General features: G+C 42.2%; 19 protein-coding genes. 4 read left to right on the top strand and 15 right to left on the bottom strand.

Annotated elements, in window-relative coordinates:
- Positions 1-9: 9 nt before the first annotated feature.
- A complete protein-coding gene (locus L1077_RS23370) occupies positions 10-1,452 on the bottom strand; it encodes a glyceraldehyde-3-phosphate dehydrogenase (RefSeq protein WP_237139240.1) in 1,443 nt (480 codons plus the stop codon).
- 330 nt (positions 1,453-1,782) lie between these two features.
- On the opposite strand from L1077_RS23370, the gene L1077_RS23365 reads away from it, so the two are divergent.
- Complete coding sequence (locus L1077_RS23365; protein WP_063362206.1) at positions 1,783-2,592, top strand: DUF2989 domain-containing protein; 810 nt, start codon at positions 1,783-1,785, stop codon at positions 2,590-2,592.
- 13 nt (positions 2,593-2,605) lie between these two features.
- Here L1077_RS23365 and L1077_RS23360 read toward each other — a convergent pair whose 3' ends face one another.
- The 3 genes from L1077_RS23360 to L1077_RS23350 all read right to left on the bottom strand — a co-directional run bounded on the left by L1077_RS23360 (position 2,606) and on the right by L1077_RS23350 (position 5,485).
- On the bottom strand, positions 2,606-3,148 hold the full coding sequence (locus L1077_RS23360) for an MlaC/ttg2D family ABC transporter substrate-binding protein (RefSeq protein ID WP_196760613.1): 543 nt from the start codon (positions 3,146-3,148) through the stop codon (positions 2,606-2,608).
- 403 nt (positions 3,149-3,551) lie between these two features.
- The gene (locus L1077_RS23355) at positions 3,552-5,111 is read right to left on the bottom strand and encodes a putative bifunctional diguanylate cyclase/phosphodiesterase (protein ID WP_231098109.1); all 1,560 of its coding nucleotides are present in this window, start codon (positions 5,109-5,111) and stop codon (positions 3,552-3,554) included.
- A gap of 131 nt (positions 5,112-5,242) precedes the next feature.
- Positions 5,243-5,485 carry a YdcH family protein gene (locus L1077_RS23350; RefSeq protein ID WP_063362208.1) on the bottom strand — a complete coding sequence of 81 codons (243 nt, stop codon included), beginning with the start codon at positions 5,483-5,485 and terminating at the stop codon, positions 5,243-5,245.
- 348 nt (positions 5,486-5,833) lie between these two features.
- On the opposite strand from L1077_RS23350, the gene purM reads away from it, so the two are divergent.
- The 3 genes from purM to L1077_RS23335 are packed head-to-tail and all read left to right on the top strand — an operon-like array spanning position 5,834 to position 8,239.
- Positions 5,834-6,886 carry a phosphoribosylformylglycinamidine cyclo-ligase gene (gene purM, locus L1077_RS23345; RefSeq protein WP_063362209.1) on the top strand — a complete coding sequence of 351 codons (1,053 nt, stop codon included), beginning with the start codon at positions 5,834-5,836 and terminating at the stop codon, positions 6,884-6,886.
- The gene (purN, locus tag L1077_RS23340) at positions 6,886-7,530 is read left to right on the top strand and encodes a phosphoribosylglycinamide formyltransferase (protein WP_237139239.1); all 645 of its coding nucleotides are present in this window, start codon (positions 6,886-6,888) and stop codon (positions 7,528-7,530) included. The genes purM and purN overlap by 1 nt, the downstream gene beginning before the upstream one ends.
- A complete protein-coding gene (locus L1077_RS23335) occupies positions 7,478-8,239 on the top strand; it encodes a DUF3108 domain-containing protein (RefSeq protein ID WP_196760611.1) in 762 nt (253 codons plus the stop codon). Before purN ends, L1077_RS23335 begins: the two co-directional genes overlap by 53 nt.
- Before the next feature lie 27 nt (positions 8,240-8,266).
- Here L1077_RS23335 and L1077_RS23330 read toward each other — a convergent pair whose 3' ends face one another.
- From L1077_RS23330 to L1077_RS23280, 11 genes are all read right to left on the bottom strand, one after another.
- Positions 8,267-9,031: a class II glutamine amidotransferase gene (locus L1077_RS23330; RefSeq protein WP_063362211.1), complete on the bottom strand. Its 765-nt coding sequence runs from the start codon at positions 9,029-9,031 to the stop codon at positions 8,267-8,269.
- A 146-nt stretch (positions 9,032-9,177) separates the two neighbouring features.
- Complete coding sequence (locus L1077_RS23325) at positions 9,178-10,128, bottom strand: hypothetical protein (RefSeq protein ID WP_237139238.1); 951 nt, start codon at positions 10,126-10,128, stop codon at positions 9,178-9,180.
- Complete coding sequence (locus L1077_RS23320; protein ID WP_237139237.1) at positions 10,101-10,799, bottom strand: hypothetical protein; 699 nt, start codon at positions 10,797-10,799, stop codon at positions 10,101-10,103. The genes L1077_RS23325 and L1077_RS23320 overlap by 28 nt, the downstream gene beginning before the upstream one ends.
- A gap of 1 nt (position 10,800) precedes the next feature.
- Positions 10,801-11,283, bottom strand: a complete 483-nt coding sequence (locus L1077_RS23315; RefSeq protein ID WP_237139236.1) for a hypothetical protein — start codon at positions 11,281-11,283, stop codon at positions 10,801-10,803.
- Positions 11,280-11,900 carry a hypothetical protein gene (locus L1077_RS23310; protein WP_237139235.1) on the bottom strand — a complete coding sequence of 207 codons (621 nt, stop codon included), beginning with the start codon at positions 11,898-11,900 and terminating at the stop codon, positions 11,280-11,282. The genes L1077_RS23315 and L1077_RS23310 overlap by 4 nt, the downstream gene beginning before the upstream one ends.
- A 113-nt stretch (positions 11,901-12,013) precedes the next feature.
- Entirely contained in the window at positions 12,014-12,817 is an 804-nt protein-coding gene (locus L1077_RS23305) for a hypothetical protein (protein WP_237139234.1), read from the bottom strand.
- Complete coding sequence (locus tag L1077_RS23300; RefSeq protein WP_237139233.1) at positions 12,810-13,364, bottom strand: phage tail-collar fiber domain-containing protein; 555 nt, start codon at positions 13,362-13,364, stop codon at positions 12,810-12,812. Before L1077_RS23300 ends, L1077_RS23305 begins: the two co-directional genes overlap by 8 nt.
- Positions 13,361-14,158: a hypothetical protein gene (locus tag L1077_RS23295; RefSeq protein WP_237139232.1), complete on the bottom strand. Its 798-nt coding sequence runs from the start codon at positions 14,156-14,158 to the stop codon at positions 13,361-13,363. The genes L1077_RS23300 and L1077_RS23295 overlap by 4 nt, the downstream gene beginning before the upstream one ends.
- On the bottom strand, positions 14,151-15,287 hold the full coding sequence (locus tag L1077_RS23290) for a baseplate J/gp47 family protein (RefSeq protein ID WP_237139231.1): 1,137 nt from the start codon (positions 15,285-15,287) through the stop codon (positions 14,151-14,153). Before L1077_RS23290 ends, L1077_RS23295 begins: the two co-directional genes overlap by 8 nt.
- The gene (locus L1077_RS23285; protein ID WP_440589563.1) at positions 15,277-15,606 is read right to left on the bottom strand and encodes a DUF2590 family protein; all 330 of its coding nucleotides are present in this window, start codon (positions 15,604-15,606) and stop codon (positions 15,277-15,279) included. Before L1077_RS23285 ends, L1077_RS23290 begins: the two co-directional genes overlap by 11 nt.
- Positions 15,603-17,942: a phage tail tape measure protein gene (locus L1077_RS23280; RefSeq protein ID WP_237139230.1), complete on the bottom strand. Its 2,340-nt coding sequence runs from the start codon at positions 17,940-17,942 to the stop codon at positions 15,603-15,605. The genes L1077_RS23285 and L1077_RS23280 overlap by 4 nt, the downstream gene beginning before the upstream one ends.
- Positions 17,943-17,945: the final 3 nt, after the last annotated feature.

The following is a 17,945-nucleotide window of genomic DNA, read 5'->3' as shown; positions in this document are numbered from 1 at the left end:
AAAGCGAAATTATGGCAAGCTTGGGAAAGCAACTTCTGCCATGTCACGCATTACGCGTACTACCTGACAGCTGTAGCCAAACTCATTATCATACCAAACGTATAGTACTACACGGTCACCATCCACGATTGTTGCTTGAGAATCAACAACACCTGCATAGCGGCTACCTACTAAATCGGTTGATACGATTTCAGTAGAGGCAGTGTAGTCAATCTGGTCACGAAGATCAGAATACAATGATGTTTCACGTAAGAACTCATTCAACTCTTCTGAAGTCGTTTCTGCCTTCAAGTTTAAGTTCAAAATTGCCATTGAAACATTTGGTGTTGGAACACGAATTGCGTTACCAGTTAACTTACCAGCTAGCTCAGGTAAAGCCTTAGCAACCGCTTTAGCAGCACCAGTTGAGGTGATAACCATGTTTAGTGCAGCACTGCGACCACGACGCTCTGCTTTATGGTAGTTATCAATTAAGTTTTGGTCATTTGTGTAAGAGTGAACAGTTTCAACGTGACCACTCTTAATACCAAACTTATCATTTAATGCTTTAAGTACTGGCGTGATAGCATTTGTTGTACAGCTTGCTGCCGATACAATTTTATCTTCGTTAAGGATATCAAGGTTATTTACACCGTATACGATGTTCTTGATGTCGCCTTTAGCAGGTGCTGTAAGTAGTACTTTTGATGCACCTTTAGACGCAAGGTGCTTGCCTAAGCCGTCTTCATCTTTCCATACACCTGTGTTATCCACAACGAGTGCGTTTTCAATGCCGTATTTAGTGTAATCTACTTCTTCTGGTGAGTTCGCGTAGATCACCTGAATGTAGTTACCATTTGCTTTAATCGCACCCTTTTCATGGTCAACAGTAATTGAACCGTCAAATGGACCATGGATAGAATCGCGACGTAATAAACTTGCGCGCTTTTCAAGGTCACCATCGCGGCCACCACGCACAACAATTGCACGTAAACGTAAATCAGCGTGAGAGCCGCCGCGCTCGATAAGCAGGCGCGCTAATAAACGTCCAATACGACCAAAACCATACAATACAACATCGCGCGGTTCTGGGCCTGTGCCTTTATTTAATAAGTCAGCAAGCTCGCCATTTAAATACTCTTCGATAGAGCGGCCTTCACCTGCATTTTTGTAAATGTATGCATAAGCTAACTTACCTAAATCGATACGACCAGGTGCAAGCTCCATTTTGCTGATAGCTTCTAGGAAAGGGAAGCTTTCACGAAGACGCAATTTAGTCTCTTCAAAACGTGCTACTGTTTTATGTGCTTTAATTACGTCAATTGTGCTTGTATTAACAAGTGGACGGCCATAAACAGCAATTTCAACACCCAAGTTACGGTATAAGCGACCAATAATAGGTTGCATATTTTCAGCGTAGTCTTGGCGTTCTTGCCAGCTATTTTGATATTCTTGCTCGTGAGATAAGGTCATTTTTTCTGCCTAATAAACAATTTTTTTGAACGGATAGCCCTGTTGGGCACCGCCATTCTAATTTAATCTGCAATTATTCTCCACTCTTAGCCATACATTTCCTTTTGTTTTCGTAAAGGGAACAGTCAAAAGACAGAAAAATGTCTTATTTTTTCCCTTTATTGAAGAAAATATGCGTATACCTTATTTTTAATATCAGACTAAACTAGGTAATTAGTAGTAAAAGGGCAACCCTTCTATCAAAGTTAACAGCGTTAGGTGCATTGGGGCTGTTTCAAAAGGAGCAAAAGTGGTATGTTGTGCGCGATTAAATATTACGTAGGATAAACAATGGCTAATAAGTGGATGCTAGCCATCGTTAGCGCTTCTTTATTAACATTATTGAGTGGATGTGAAGAACCGTTGACATTGGCAAAGGTGTGTGAGGAAACCCCTGGTTTTTGCAATGATTTGAACAAAGATAGTCATTGTAAAGAGGAAAGAGCATCTGTGATCATCGGTCGTTATGTTGAGTACAAAGACCCAACTGACGAAAACAAATACCAACTTTTAAAGCAGTTCGAAAGTTATAATTCATGTGTTTCCCTTGCAGCACAAATTGAACATATCAAACTAAAAGAAAAGACGACGTCTCGTGTTGAAGGCCACCTCACCAGCCTAAAAGAAATGAATCGCATATATCAAGATACCAAACAAACCTCTCATCCAGGTTTGCTTTATTATCACTGGTCTCGAAACAATAGTCAGTATGCAATGAATAAATTGCTGCGCCAAGAAGATGAGCCGTATGTACGCCAAAGCCAAGAGATACAAATGTTTTTGGCAACTTACTATGCCAAATTCGATGATGACAAAACCATCGACTTCCTCTATCGCGTACTGGAGCTAAATCAAGCTGGTGAAACACCCGATTTAGAGGTGTACAAAGCCCTTGTGAGTATTTTTTATAAACAAAAGAAATATAAGCACGCATATACATTTGCACGTATAGCACAACTGTCAGGGTTTGAAGAGATTGATATTATTGACATCGAACATGAGCTAACATCACGGGGAAGAAGTATTGGTGTACTCAATCAGCTTGCATTAAAAACCCGCGAAGAAATAGAAACAGGTCAATTTCTATCTCCTCGAGGTTAACAAAAAACTTTTACTAAGCTTTTTTGTTTAGTTCAGCAGTCACTTGAGCTAAGCCAACTTGCGAAATGCGCGAAACAATCTCTTTTTGTTTTGCGCTAAGTAAAGAGATGCCTTCAGCTACTAAGTCATAAACTTTCCATTTACCATCTTTCCCTTTACGAAACTTGAAATGTAAGTCGATATCTGGCCCTGCACTTTCTTTAATTACGGCTTTAACCGTCGCATATTTACTGTCTTGTGGCACTGGGGCCTTCTCGAACACGACTTCTTGCCCCTTATACTGCATCAGTGCACTTGCATATGTCACTTCAAGATAATGTGTCACTGCATTAATAAATTCTATGGCTTCTTGACGTTTAAGCCCTTTAATGTGTTTACCAAGTAGCTTTCTTGATACAAAGCGCGTGTCTATATGTGGCATTAATTGTGTTTTGACGATACTGCGCATTTCCTGTGATGTTGCCTTGCCTCCTGCATTGACCTTTTTTATGTCCGCAAAGAGCCCCTCTCCAACTTGATTTATCAATTGGTAAGGCGTCTCGTTGGCCATAGCCATCGTTGAGCAAACAAGTAACAATAAAAAGCTGATGACTTTCTTCAATTTATATTCCTCTAAAAATGTTGTCGCTCCACACGGCTCAAATGTGAAAGCATGTTTAATTATTCAACCACCGCCTACAGACTTGAATAAACGAAGCCATATATTACGGTTTAATGATCGCAAAAGTTGTCAAAAATTGTATGGGATTTTACAGAATGATACATTCTCCCAAATAGAATGGACCGGACAACTCTTAAATCGTATTCAGATTCGCATACGTAGCTTTCCGCAACCTTACCGTTTATGTCTTTTTGATTGATTCAACTCATTGGAGGTCTGAATGGACGCGCCTCTGACAATTATCTTTGCTTTTTGCCCCTCGCAAAGTAAAAGGCGCGTGACTATATAGATTGAAGCCTTAATACTTCCTTAACGCAGTGTGTACTAGGCCATTACTTGATATCCATCGTTTGATTTCGCCCAATGATAGCGGCTCGCTGATGTTGTAGCCTTGTATATATTTGCACCCTTGCTTGGCTAAGTAATGTGTTGTCTCATCATTCTCTACGCCTTCAGCAACGACGGAGCAACCTAGCCGCTTGGCAAGAAATAATGTGGTCTCAATGATGGCTCTGTCTTTATCTTGAGATAAGCACTGTGTGACAAAGGATTTATCAATTTTGATTTGCGAAATAGGCAGCTCTTTAAGAATAGAAAATGAAGAAAAACCAGTACCAAAATCGTCAATGCTCACTGCAAACCCCATTTCAATGAGCTGCTCTATCAAGGCTTTTGTCTGCTCTACGTCTGTCATTACCATGCTTTCTGTAAGCTCAAAAATAATGCGGCTGGGGTCAACATTTTTACTGCTTATCTGGCTATTCAAAACATTAATTAAGTTTTTACCCAATAAATCTTGGCAAGAAAGATTGATATGCACTGTGAGTTGTTGATTGAGCTTCAATAACATACCCAAATCACTGAATACAGTATTGATCACATAAGCACTCAAATACTTGATCATATTATTCTTTTCAGCGATCGGTATGAATCGCTCGGGCATGATGAAATTACCGTCCTCTGATGGCCACCTAACTAAGGCTTCTACGCCATGTACTTTAGACGTTTGGGTATCCACAATGGGTTGATAAAACACCATTAAATCACCACGAGCTAATGCCCCCTTAAAGTCATTTAGCATATGAAATTCAGAGACAACCCCTTGATGTAAGGCTTTATCAAATAACACTAAACTTTGCTTACTTCTTTTGGCCGCGTACATGGCAATATCTGCACGCTTGAGCAACTCTGGAGCTGAAATATCTTCGCGGGGTATGCTTAATATTGCGCCTGAACTGTAAATGACATCTACTGCCGTTTGTTCAACCACTAACCCATTGTGCAATGCACTTAAAATCGCATTATTTTGAGCAAATAGCGCCGCCTCATTTCTCGCCTCACTCACAACAGCAAACTCATCTCCCCCAATTCTAAAAAGCTCACTACCGGGTAAAAGACTATTTGAAATCGCCTCTGAGAAGCCAACGAGTAATTGATCGCCAAAAAAATGCCCCATCGCATCATTGATCTGCTTTAAGTTGTATAGGTCGAATATCACCACTGCGAAATCGATTTTTTGCTGCTTTCTTTGCTCAATACACGCAAAACATTGAGGGCGATTTTGAAGCTTAGTAAGATGGTCATGCTGCGCATTGTATTTTTCTAAATCTAAAGAGGCCTGTAGGCGTACTAAACTGCTCTTGCCTAAGTGAACAACCACGATGACAAACAAACCGCCTAATGCGAGTATCATAGATAGCGCCAAAACTACCTGTGAACGATCGACATTCAAATAAACATATGCCGCAAAACTTGCATAGCCAAAAGTGAATATGCAAATCAAAGACAGAAGTAACCACCACCCTTTAGATTGTGCAATACCACATATTTCTACTGCGGGTTTGATTGATAACAACAAAAAAATCAGTCCCATCAGTATTAAGCAAAGACTCAAGGTTTCCAAAAAAGCTGCCTATCAACAAAACCTGTCGTTATTATAGTTCAGTATTCATACTCTGCGTGGCAAACTGCGCTGATTTAACACAGAATTCACTCACTATGTTTAAGGCACATATACAGCCTGTCTTTGAGAGTTAAGCATCGAACTCTCAACTCTTTTAATGCTACTTCATCTTGAGCTATCTGGCTTTTTTCACACATCTCAATTTGTTGCTCAAGTGCATAATAATCAGCTAAGAGTCTCGCAAAATCAGCATCTGTTACCTTTCGTTCAATAATTTTAGCTTTAAACTCGGGTAACTCTTTTATCAAGCTGCAACTTTTCACACACATGTTTAGCCCTCGCTTAGTGCTATCTATCAAAAGACGTCATGCTATTCCCTTGACTAACTTGGGTCCCCGCATTATTTATTATCCGCTTGCAGGCCAATTCATTTCATATCGCGTCATGCCGTATCTAAAATACTATGCGCATGCATAAATGGGGCTTTGATCTAACGCAACATAGTAACCGCTTAACATATTGAAAATTAAAGTTAACCTATATTTTTTAAGCGACCAAAAATAAGTAATCTTATGACCTTTGTTTTGGCGACTTAATTCAACTAGCCGCTTGCGCGCAATTGTTGTAAAATACGCGCGTTTCTAAGCAAATCTATACTGTTATTTTGAGGAAAACCTGTGAGCGAACAAAAACAGTCTCTGAGCTACAAAGACGCAGGCGTTGATATTGATGCGGGTAACGCATTAGTAGAGCGCATTAAAGGCGTAGTGAAAAAAACACGTCGTCCAGAAGTAATGGGCGGCATCGGTGGTTTTGGTGCACTATGCGAACTTCCAACTGGTTATAAAGAGCCTGTCTTGGTTGCTGGTACTGACGGTGTGGGCACAAAGCTTCGTTTAGCCATTGACCTTAAAAAACACGACACGGTAGGTATCGACCTTGTTGCAATGTGTGTAAACGACTTAATCGTACAAGGCGCAGAGCCGCTTTTCTTCCTAGACTATTACGCAACTGGCAAGCTAGATGTTGATACAGCTGCTGATGTAGTAAGCGGTATTGGTAAAGGTTGTGAGCTGTCTGGCTGTGCCCTAATCGGCGGCGAGACGGCAGAAATGCCTGGCATGTACGAAGGCGATGATTATGACATGGCTGGTTTTTGTACAGGTGTTGTAGAAAAGTCAAAGATCATCGATGGTACTAAAGTAAAAGCAGGCGACCAACTTATCGCACTTGCTTCAAGCGGACCTCATTCAAACGGCTACTCTTTAATTCGTAAAGTGTTAGAAGTGTCTGGCGCTGATACAAACGAAGAATATGCGGGTAAACCCCTAGGCGAACATTTACTTGAGCCTACTCGCATTTACGTTAAGCCAATTCTTGAATTGCTAAAAGACGTAGACGTGCACGCGCTATCACATATTACTGGCGGCGGCTTCTGGGAAAATATCCCTCGCGTACTACCTGAATCTGCAAAAGCGGTTGTAAAAGGTGATAGCTGGGAATGGCCTGCTATTTTCAATTGGCTTCAAGAAAACGGTAACATCAGCACACATGAAATGTACCGCACATTCAACTGTGGTGTAGGTATGATCCTAGTAGTTCCTGCTGATAAGCTAGCACAAAGCTTAGAAATTCTAACGGCGCAAGGCGAAAACGCTTGGCACATTGGTGAAATCCAAGATGCTGTTGAAGGTGAAGAGCAGGTTGAAATCTTAGGCGGTGCCCAGTAATGGCACCCTCTCGGATCGTTGTTTTGATCTCTGGCAGTGGCTCTAATTTACAAGCAATTATTGACCATTGCCAATCGGGTGATATCAATGGCGAAATCGTCAATGTCATCAGCAATAAAGCGGACGCTTTTGGTCTTGTTCGAGCTGAGCAAGCAGGGATCAATACAAATGTTTTAAGCCACAAAGACTTTGATAGTCGAGAGGCTTATGACGAGCAACTAGCAAAATTAATTGACTCTTGTAATCCAGATTTAGTTGTATTGGCTGGATTTATGCGTATTCTAACTCCTGACTTAGTGCAAAAATTTAAAGGGAAAATGTTGAACATTCACCCATCTTTGTTGCCTAAGTATCAAGGGCTGAACACCCACCAAAGAGCAATTGACGCAAATGATGCGTACCATGGCGCTAGTGTTCACTTCGTAACAGAAGAACTAGACGGTGGTCCTGTGATTGTCCAAGCAAAAGTTGCTATTTTGCCAGAGGACACAGCAGAGACACTAGCGAAGCGGGTACATGAACAAGAACATGTCATTTATCCTTTGGTGGTCAAGTGGTTCAGTGAACACAGACTAACAATGGAAGCAGACTATGCAGTTTTTGATAAACAACCCCTTCCAACGCAAGGCGTCGATTACAGCTAAAATTAAAATCCACAGCGCTTTGCTCTTTGGCTTAAGCGCTGTTTTCTCTTCTTCCCTTCATGCTTCTACGCTCACCGAATACACAGCCGAGTACAATGTACTTAGAAAAGGGAAAATTCATGGCACCGCAACCAGAGAGTTTCTACAAGTTGCAGAGAATACTTACGCACTGAGCTATGAGACTGATGTGAAGTGGATGATCTTCACAGAAAAACGTACTGAACAAAGCCTGTTCAAATTTGAAGGTGGGCAAACAAAACCACTGCACTATAGCTTAAGCCGAGAAGGCACAAGACCAGATAAAAGCTTTAAGATTAAGTTCGATAGAGAAAACAAACAGTTATTTTCCAAAGCACAAGAATATCCGTTAAAAGTTGATTGGGATGAATCCCGACAAGATGTACTTTCTTACCAAAACCAGCTTCGAAATGAGCTCAAGCAAGGAAAAACACAATTTAGTTATCCGATCATCGACAAAAACGGAAATGTCCGCATGTACAATTTTAAAGTCGTTGGGGAAGAAACTATCACCTTACCAATTGGTAATGTCAAAACAGTCAAAGTCAAACGCCTGTACGATAATAATAAACGCCATGCACTTGCTTGGTTTGCACCAGAATATGATTACATGCTGGTGCAAATGCTGAAAGGAAAAGATGGTGTTGAGCAATTTCAAATTCAAATGACTGCCCAAACAGTCAAAAAATAAATAAAAACAGGTGCATAAGCACCTGTTTTACAACTTCTCCCCAAGCTTAAATAGCACCGATTCACCCGGCTCCATCTTGGTCCATTGCTCATCATTGGTCAATGGACGAGTCGCTATCACAGAAACGATGTCATTAGGCGTCGTTTCTTTTTGAAAGTCCACTACCATGTCAGCATCAATCAAGGTCGCTTTGCCAAACGGTGCTCTGCGCGTTATCCAATGCAAATTATTACTGCAATATGCCAGTACAAACACACCATCAGTCAACAGCATGTTAAACACGCCTTTTTCTCTAAGCTGATCCGCTAATTTCGCCGCATAGCGAAATACCGTTGCCATATTGGATGGCTTTTTTGGGTACTTTTCTCGGATCTTATCTAAGATCCAACAAAACGCCAGTTCACTGTCTGTATTGCCGACCGGTTTATAATATTCAGGCTTCAGGTCTTTATAATTCGACAACTGGCCATTATGCGCATAAGAGATCTCTCTGCCCCACAACTCTCGAGTGAAAGGGTGCGTATTTTCCAAGCACGTCCGACCTCGATTTCCCTGCCTGATATGACTTATCACCGACACACTCTTAATCGGATACGCTTTAACGAGCTTGGCAATTTCGGACTGGCAACTCGGCTCAGGATCTTTAAACGTTCTACACCCTTTGCCTTCATAGAAGGTGATCCCCCACCCGTCTTTATGAGGGCCTGTATTCCCCCCGCGCTCTAATAGCCCGGAAAAACTAAAACAAATATCTGTCGGCACATTCGCTGACATACCTAATAGCTCACACATATAAAATAAACACCTTTAAAAACAATGATTTTAGTGAGGATTTATTAAGTAAAAACAACCCATGTCATAGTTAGTGTCATTGTTAGACATGGCGATTCAGAATTACTCAGATAAAATACAGCTTGATTATCAACAATTTTGTTCAGTTATACAATTTCTTCTACAGAAGTCTTGAGAGAATCGGCGGTACTACCACCAGTCGCGAAATCAGCACTATTAAAAGGAGCCCCTGCTCCCTGCTTCCCATGCCCATGGCTCTCTAAAGCTGCGCAAAGATCTTTAACCAAGTTTATTAGCTCTAAAAGAATTTGCACAGCATTTACTGAGTTATTGCCCACCCACACAGTCGCCCCCTCAAATTTCGCTAATTCCGCAGCTTTGGCGTGTAGCGTCATGAGAGACTCAATATTTACATTCTCATGAGCTTTGATATCAAATTGCTTTTTACTACCAAGTAATACGCAATCCAACGCTGTGAGCAAAGCTTTTTCACCAACTACAGTTTTTAAGGCTCCCATGATTTCGTTGATTTGATTACCATCGATTTGGTTTGTTTCATGCGTTGCTATCTTCGATTGTTTAACGTGAAATTGTTCTGAACGTTCACGAGCTCGTACTTTGCTAGAATCACTCACTTGCATGATTGAATCGTCTGTTTCAATCTGCCAATTCCCGTCACGCCCCTGAATTTGTGCTCGAGCATTTTGTTTGAGACCTACGTCAGTGTGCTTTTGCTCTGACACCAGCGTGTACCATGGTAACAAGCTTGTTATCACAGGGTGGCTATTTAACCCATCAATATATTGAACTAGGCAATGCATACCCGGTTTAGGTTCATTTACCAAACCTGAATCGCTCGCTTGCCCAGTTGCTAAAGTGACTTGCTCAAACACAGGTGTATCTGTTGGCTCATGTGTGGCAGGATTTAGTAGCTGTATATCAACCGCTTTGTATGCTCTGAAAGGCGTGCTTATCTTGCCGCCATTAGTTGGTAAATCGTATATTTTTTCGATACGTGCTAATTGTGGTAAGTGCTTGCGCTCGCTTAGCTCTGGAAAATAGCGCTGTATTAGCCGCTTAATAGCCTGTTTGACCATCTTATTTGCATCCTATCGTTTTGTAGCGTCACTTCCTGAATGTAACGCCCATTTAATTTTAATCCTGGTCTCAACTTTGGGATTGCGACTAGCTCCCCCGTGTTTGAACTCATTGCTTTAACACTATGTTCGGGGAAATCATCAATCGATACAATTGGCCAGCGACTATCTTGCCAACTACCGACATAAACTTTACCGTCCGGTTTTTGTTGAAATATAAATTGTGGAATTTGCCACACGCGACCAATTTGCCTTAGTGCATCAATGCCAGTGCCTGCATGACAAAACATGGGTACTTTAATTTGCATGTAATCAGCATTTGGCGTCACGAACTCTATGTGTTCGTCCAGAGCTTCTAACACTTGCGTAATTGTTGGGTGACGCAGTGAGAACGGATTTTGATATGCGAGTGCACCTAACAGCTCTCTACATGTCAAATACCAGCGCCCATTTGCAAAATGCTTTGACTCGATAACACCTAAAAAATAGGGGGTCATATTCGATACTTCATAGCCTAGGTGTAGCTCAATCAACCCTATTGGCTCTGCTTCTGTAACCACTTCAAACCGTGCACGGCCCGCGCTGTTTAAATCGAGCTGTACTTGTTTATTGATAACCGTTGTTACAGCAACGCCGCCGATGTGCAAAGAATCTGATAAGCGCGCACCCACGTTATGGCCCTTCAACTTGTTCGAATTTTTGCTGTATTTGCGCTTGTGAATCAGTTGATTGCTGCTCACTAACTTGGTTAGATGTTTCGTCTAGCTGTTGCTGTTCACGCTCCGAGACTGAACGCACTTCTAGCAATTTAAACGAGACTTGCCAGCCTTTTAAATCTTCAAGTTCCGTTGCTTTTACTTCGCCGTCGAACTTAGCCTTTCGGATCTTATATGCTTCTGCCAAATCATTGTTGATTGTGTATTCAACCCTAGCGCCGTTTTCGTCTAACGCTTTGGCTTTTGTGATGAGTGATGCCAGTTCGTTGCTATCAACAAACGCGATTTTTGTTTTAACGTTTAAAACACCTGGCTTTACTCCGTTGTCAGCGCTCAGTGAAAAAGAGCCGAAACCAGATAAGTCAGAGCCAGCGAGCTTGATACCTGCGCTTACTTTCGTGTCATAACCTGGTACTTGCCAACCATCAATTGATATCACAGTACTTCCTTGATTTTGTTCAGCTCATCGATTTCCCCGACAAATAAACACAACGCCCAAAATTCTGAATCATCGCCCTGTTGTTCGACCTGACGCGCAAGTGACTCAGCGCTAGAGCTTGTGAATAATTGAGAGCTAACCCCTGTGTTTTGTGGTGAAAATGACTGATTTAACCGCTCGTCCCTTGCCGCCTTAAGCTCTGTAGCTTCTGCTAATGCCTCATCAATATTTGTGATCAAACTTTGCGCTTGCTCATTAACAAGCGCGAGTTCTTCACTAATTTGCTTTTGCTGCAATAATTTTAAGCTCTGTAAGTTCAGCTCTCGCCATTCAAGGCTTTGGCCTTCATAAACTATAAATTTGTCTTGCTCAAGAGTGCTAAGACTTTTGGCATACGATGAACATGTAATAAGCTCAGGAATCGGACATACGTCATTAATTGTCTGAAGCTGTGACGCCAACGCCCCAGCACTTGAGCTACTTGCACTAAATAAAAGCCCATTAAATGAAGAGGGGCTGCCACAGCGCGTGTTATCTCTAAGCGTTTGGGCAAGCAAAACAACGCCCGCTTGCATCTTGCACTTAGCTTGATTACAGCAAACAGCAATGCTATGCATTAAGCGCAGCAGCCTTAACATCTTCAGGTAGCGCTTTGAACTCATCAGAGTCTGTATGCCAAGCTATGTATTCAACATTATTGAATATAAAAGAAATTATCACTTTATAACTCCTATGCAGCGGTGCTTGAAAAATCAACATTTGAAACAATATTGAGAGGTATTCCTGCTCTGCTTCTGATAACTCCGCTTATCAGATCAACAAATGCAACCCCCACCTCGTTTCTTAATCCATTTATGACAATTGATGCACAACCGTTGAACCGTAGTAGATGGCTGTTTTCAGTTCCTATTTTACTGATTTTAGATTTACTCATTACAAATTCAATTTTTGTATTTGCATCACTGCCGAGTGCGGCTAAATCATGATCTCCGAGTTTAATTTCAGTTTCATAGAAACGTAAAATTGGTGAAGACATCACTTGGCGTTTAAAAAACGCACTATAATCCGTTGGTTGACCACCTAAAGCGGTTCTTGCTACCCCTTTGATAACAGCAATAGACGCGTGAGGCGCGATTCGAAACCCCGCTGCGGGTGTGGCTTGTATTAATTCGTCAGTGTAGTTTGAAAAGATTATTTCTAGATGTTTATCACCAACATAGATTAATTCATCAACTATTGTTGACCCTTCAACTTTACAAATACACCTGCCGTGTTCTGGCGTTCTTCGCACAGCTTCTGCTATGCTTTTAACGTGATTCGTTACACTGTCATCGTCATTTACTGCGTTTATGTAGAATTCTTTTTTCAATTGTGTAGAAATAGCTGTATTAACAGCATTATTTAATTCCGTGATCGCAGTTGTTTGCTGCGATTTCATGTTAGACATTTGTGTTTGTATGTCGCTTGCATGGTTTTCTACAGCGCTTGTTAATTGCTCAGCCTTACTGATCAATGTTTCTAGTCCGTTAGACATGGGTGTCTCCTATTTTTGATTGAACTCGTTGTATCATCATGTTTAATAAGCTATTTGAGAGCGCAAAAACTGTATTGTTTAACGAGGTAAGTTGTGGCGAGTAATCAAACATCCAAGATTGGGCTGGAATAATAATTCTTGCCAGTGCTGCGGCGGCTGCAAACTTGAGTACAAACGAGCGGTTATGCACGTTGTTAACTCCTTTACGCTTTCGCTGCATCGGCAAGTAATCAACAGCTAATAGCAAGCCGGTGTCTGTAACTAGTCCTATCCAGTTATAGTCAAAATCGCCAATGTCTTGCTCTAAAACAACCGCCCAAGCCACCGTGTTGTCGTCCACTTTACCCTCAACGTCTATATTTCGGCGATGCACGATTTGCAACGACGGCGGCAAGGTTTCATTAGGGTTTCGTGTCGCGTGTTCATTTAAATTGGGGACGTTAGCGAACACCATTTCAACGATGTTTAAACCATGATTATTTAAAGCGCTTGTTGCTATATGCGCTTTACCTGCGTTTGTAATAATCCCTGTAATTATTTGGCTCATAATATCGCGTGGCTTATACCACCCTCCTTGCTGATAAATCCATATTTCGGTTGTGCTGCTAAACTGTGCTGTACATTAAAATGAGTTGCTAAAAGTGAAGTAGTTACAACAAAGTTATCTAGTCCTAAAAAGCAATTTAAGCACTCACTCGATATTGAGTGATTTACATCATGCTTTAACGGCAATGAAGGCGCTGAACTCGACTCATTTTGTAGTGATATAAAACCATGGTTGTATTGCTGTGCAGCATGATTGTGGGCTTGTAAGTGCAATGCATGCGGTACGTGGCAGTTATCCCACTGCACATGTGTTCCGCCCAATGATATTGCTACTTCCGCTTTGTTGTGAACTGTCAATTCATAGCGCCTACATGTACGCCCGTAAAGCTGTATTAGCTCTGGCAATAAGTTGTTATTGTTCGCAAGTGCATTATCAGTCACATCAATAGCGATGATGTCCCATTCTCGCCCATCAATGCGTTCACGTACGTTCAAGACTTCAATATCAAGCCGCGCAAAAATGTCTTTGACGCTCGCGAACTCGCCCGCGTCAATCGTGTTTACCAGCGCATGTTGAACACGCTTTCTATATAGCTCTAGTGGCTCATCAGACAAGCGATCTGTTAAACGCTCCCACGCCAAAAAGCTCAAAATAGGTTCTTCATTCTGCTGTTCGTCTTTTTGATTCACGGCCCACATGACAAATTCACTGGTTTTATTCCAGTAGCCAGTGGCCGCCTTTACCAGTTTTTCGGCATAGCCTTTATTCAGCCAAGTTGCAATTTGATTAGCCACGAGTCACCTGCAGATTTCCCAGAGTTGGCAACCAGTTTTGCGGTTCAATATCGTCAATATTGATTCGAATGGATTTGAGCTGTTCAAACTCTTCGTGCAACTCGCTAATCAACTGACTGATTGAAAACACCGAATCATGATTTACACGTGTTGGCGAATACGCCGCATTTTTACGAAATGCAGACTCAATAAAATTGATTAACTGTGATTGAATATCGCTGCCTGTATGTAACGTATAAACAACGGACATATTGAATGTTTGCGTTGGCATCGCGTATACAATGACATCATCACCTAGGCCATGGTGGCCGTTTTCACGAATATGACGATTTATAGCATCTAGTAACGCAGTTGGTACCGTGCCCACATCTAAATAGATATACGCATTTGCGGTACCCGCACCGCGCGGACCATTTGTTTCAATTACAATATTGTCAATCGGCACATGAAAGCCCGAAATTATCTGTTTGTATACATCGTTGGTATGCCAACGTGCGGCGGTACCAAACACATTTCGAATACGATTTCGGTAACTCTCAGTGTCCTCTTCGTCCGCACCGGGTTGTAGCAACCAGTCATCTAAATTGGTTACCGAAATGTCGTCCTGTTGTTCTAGAAAATAAAGGTAAGCATGGGCTGGTAAGTTAAACGCGGCACCAACATCGCGGGCTTCTGCAAGTGCATTCGCGGTGCTTACTCCATGGCTAAAATTAACGTCTTGTAATAATGTGAGTTCATACGTTTTTGAGCCAATCACATCCGTAGTGATCACAGTGCCTGCAACAACTGAGCTTTCCCCCTCGTTATTTGAGCGTGAAAAAGTCAGCAAACCACGTGCTTTTACGCCAGCTTGAATATACACATTTCTGCTGGGCCCATGCTTTTCAATCAGCGCATCACGGCTCGCTGTCATGATAAATAGATCTGGCATCAAACGCTCGGCAACCCACACAAACAACTTAACCACAGGCTTTGTGATCAGCGCTTCAATCGTGCGCCAAAACGGGCCAAATGGAGAGTCATTAGCTACTGTGATGTTTTGATTTTTGAGCTCTGCACGCCATTGCTCAGCTGCTTTTTCTTCTGTTAGTGGTAAACCCGCATCTTTCATCAAGGACTTAAATTTCATGATTGCCCCCGTACTGTCTTGTTTTTGCGTCAATTGATAATCCGTTAGCGTTTTTTGTTATATTTATGGTGCCTGGCTTTAACCTGTTATCTTGCTCAATAAGCAATTCAAGCTCTGTCAGTATTGGTTTGATGCCATTTTCGTTGCGCAGTCCAATTAGCTTCACAAGCAAGCCACTTTCTAAAATTCGGTGTTTTATGTCTTGGGCGATTACATCTGCTTTTTTGAGCGTTGCAGGACTCAACGAGTCATTAAGCACAAAGTCCCCATCGACAACATTTAAATCTATGTGCAGCTCGATATCGTCAAACGTCATCATGATGCAAGCTCCAGCATGTCATCGAACGAGCGTTCAGGGTTATCTGATTTCAGCGTTAAAGAATCAATGTGTATGTTTTTAGAATTGTCAGTGCTTGCATTGGTCGTACTGATATTGTTTGTTTTTGCAAGCTGCTGCAAAAACTCTGATTTTTTTGGCTTTGCGACATACGTGGCGTTGAGTTGTGTCTGTTCTTGCTCTAATACCTGTGCATTTTGCTCGACAATTTGGTTTGAAGCATTGTTAGTAAAAACATGATCTGGCTTAAAAGGCACAACATTATTTGGGACCGCCTGCACCGGAGTATCTAATTTTGACGTCTGTTGAATGGCGCTAGGCTGCTGGGCAATTTGTTGCACTTCTTTATCATCACTAAAGAAGTCTATCACCATATTTAAAACGCCATTATCGGCAACACTCTTTAGAAACCCTGTGACTTTGCTTGATATGTCACTAAAGAATTTAAAAAATGCACTCACTCTCGAAACTGCACCATCAAACACACCCGAAATAACATCACTTATGCTCGAAAATATGTCAGCAATAGGGGCATACACAGCTAAAAATTCAGACGTTATAAAACCCGTAAATGTCCCCACGATGTCACTCATTGCTGTGAATGCAGGTGCAACATAATCATAGAGCGCAGAGCCGATTGATTTAACTAAGTACCAAATGATTTGCAAAGGCAAAGTGATCAAATCGAGCGCTACACGCATCCCCTGCCAAAGCATTGAGTTGTCGGCCCATTCACTGAATGCAGCTGAGATTTCATCAAAATAATAAACGAGCGCTGAAACTGCCGCGATTGCAGCAACAACCCCAACAACCACCCAAGTTATGGGGTTTGCAAACAATGCTGCTGAGAACCCCCAAGCTGCCGTTGTTGCCATTCCCAATTTAGATGCAACTAAGCCTAGGGTACCGACAATCCCCATGTTTTTGAGTCTACTGAGCATACCGCCCGCAAATAACAGAGCATTCCCGTAATTGGCCGCTGCAAATGTTGCGGTACGTACCGCCGCACTTTGAATTGCAAGCGCTGCGGCCCATGCTTTTGAAAATATGCTAGATAGGTTTGTCGCATATCCTGCTTGCAGCATTGTTAGACGATACAATCCAACTGCGGCGTTAACCGTGCCAGTGATCACCGTTAACCCAATGAGCCCCACCGCAAGCGCCCCAACAACACCAGTAAGAGTGGGAAACTCTTGAGTTAACCACACCACCCCTTGTAAAAGCTTTGCGAGTAAGTCGACGATGGGTTCAACAATAGGTAAAACAGCTTGTCCCAAGCTAACTAACGCAGCGTTAAGCGAGCCGCCAAATCTGTCCCATGCGCTGCCCATTGCTTCGGCCATTTCAACAGCCACCCCCATGTCTGAAATATTAGAAAGTTGGTTTATGTTGTTTTCAAGCTGATCAACTTGAGGCATGAGCTGCTTAATCAAAGCCACGGCTTCTTTGGTACCAAATGCTTTTTGAAGTGCGTCACTTTCTGCAACCGTGTCGATGATCCCAAACTTTTCATGTATGCGATTCATCACTTCAACCATGGGTAACATGCGCCCCTGTGCGTCAGAGAGTTGAATGCCCAGCTTTTGTTGAGCCTTACCAACGCCACCTAAAAAAGCACGGTATTTGGTACCCGCTTCACTGCCTGACATGGTGGCTTGTAACTGACCTAACACCGCCATAGATTCATTCATGGTAATGCCATGAGAGTTTGCTTCAGCACCCAATGTACTGAACGCTCCCGCCATTTCTGAACCCGTTGTTTTAAACATCCGCACAGATGCAGCGGTTTGTCCTGTAAGCATCTGTATCCACTCAGATTTACCAACTTCTGTGGCTGTATCTTGATAAATACCGTACATGGTACCGAAGTAGTCCGTTGTTGTTGCAGCATCTGACTTGGTACCTTTTGCAAGAATTGCGGAGCTTTCAGTAAACTGCGCTAGCTCTTTACCCGTGAGCCCACTGATTGCAGATTGAATGTCGTAAGAACTGCGAATAACTTCGGCTGTATTACCGCCGTAGTTACTCACAAAGTTCATTGCAGTGTTATTCAGTTGAGTAAGCGCTTGATTTGATACATCAAGCGATTGCACCTCGCCTAAAGCGGCTTGTGCTTCAATAGCAGGATTGAGCGAGCCGACTAGCATCATTGCCCCGCCCGCCGCACTCATCAAGCCGCCTGATAACTGCTCTTTGGCACTTGCGGCTTGTTCACTCAGTTGATTAATTTTGGACATAATTTTATTCACTGGGCCCGTGACTTTATCAATCAACCCAATCGAATATTGCAACTTATCCATTTTACTGAGTGAACTCATAGT

The organism is Pseudoalteromonas luteoviolacea (assembly GCF_021654285.1).
Lineage (GTDB): Bacteria > Pseudomonadota > Gammaproteobacteria > Enterobacterales > Alteromonadaceae > Pseudoalteromonas > Pseudoalteromonas luteoviolacea_J.
Note: the sequence above shows the minus strand (reverse complement) of the source record. Positions and strands in the feature narration are given on the sequence as shown.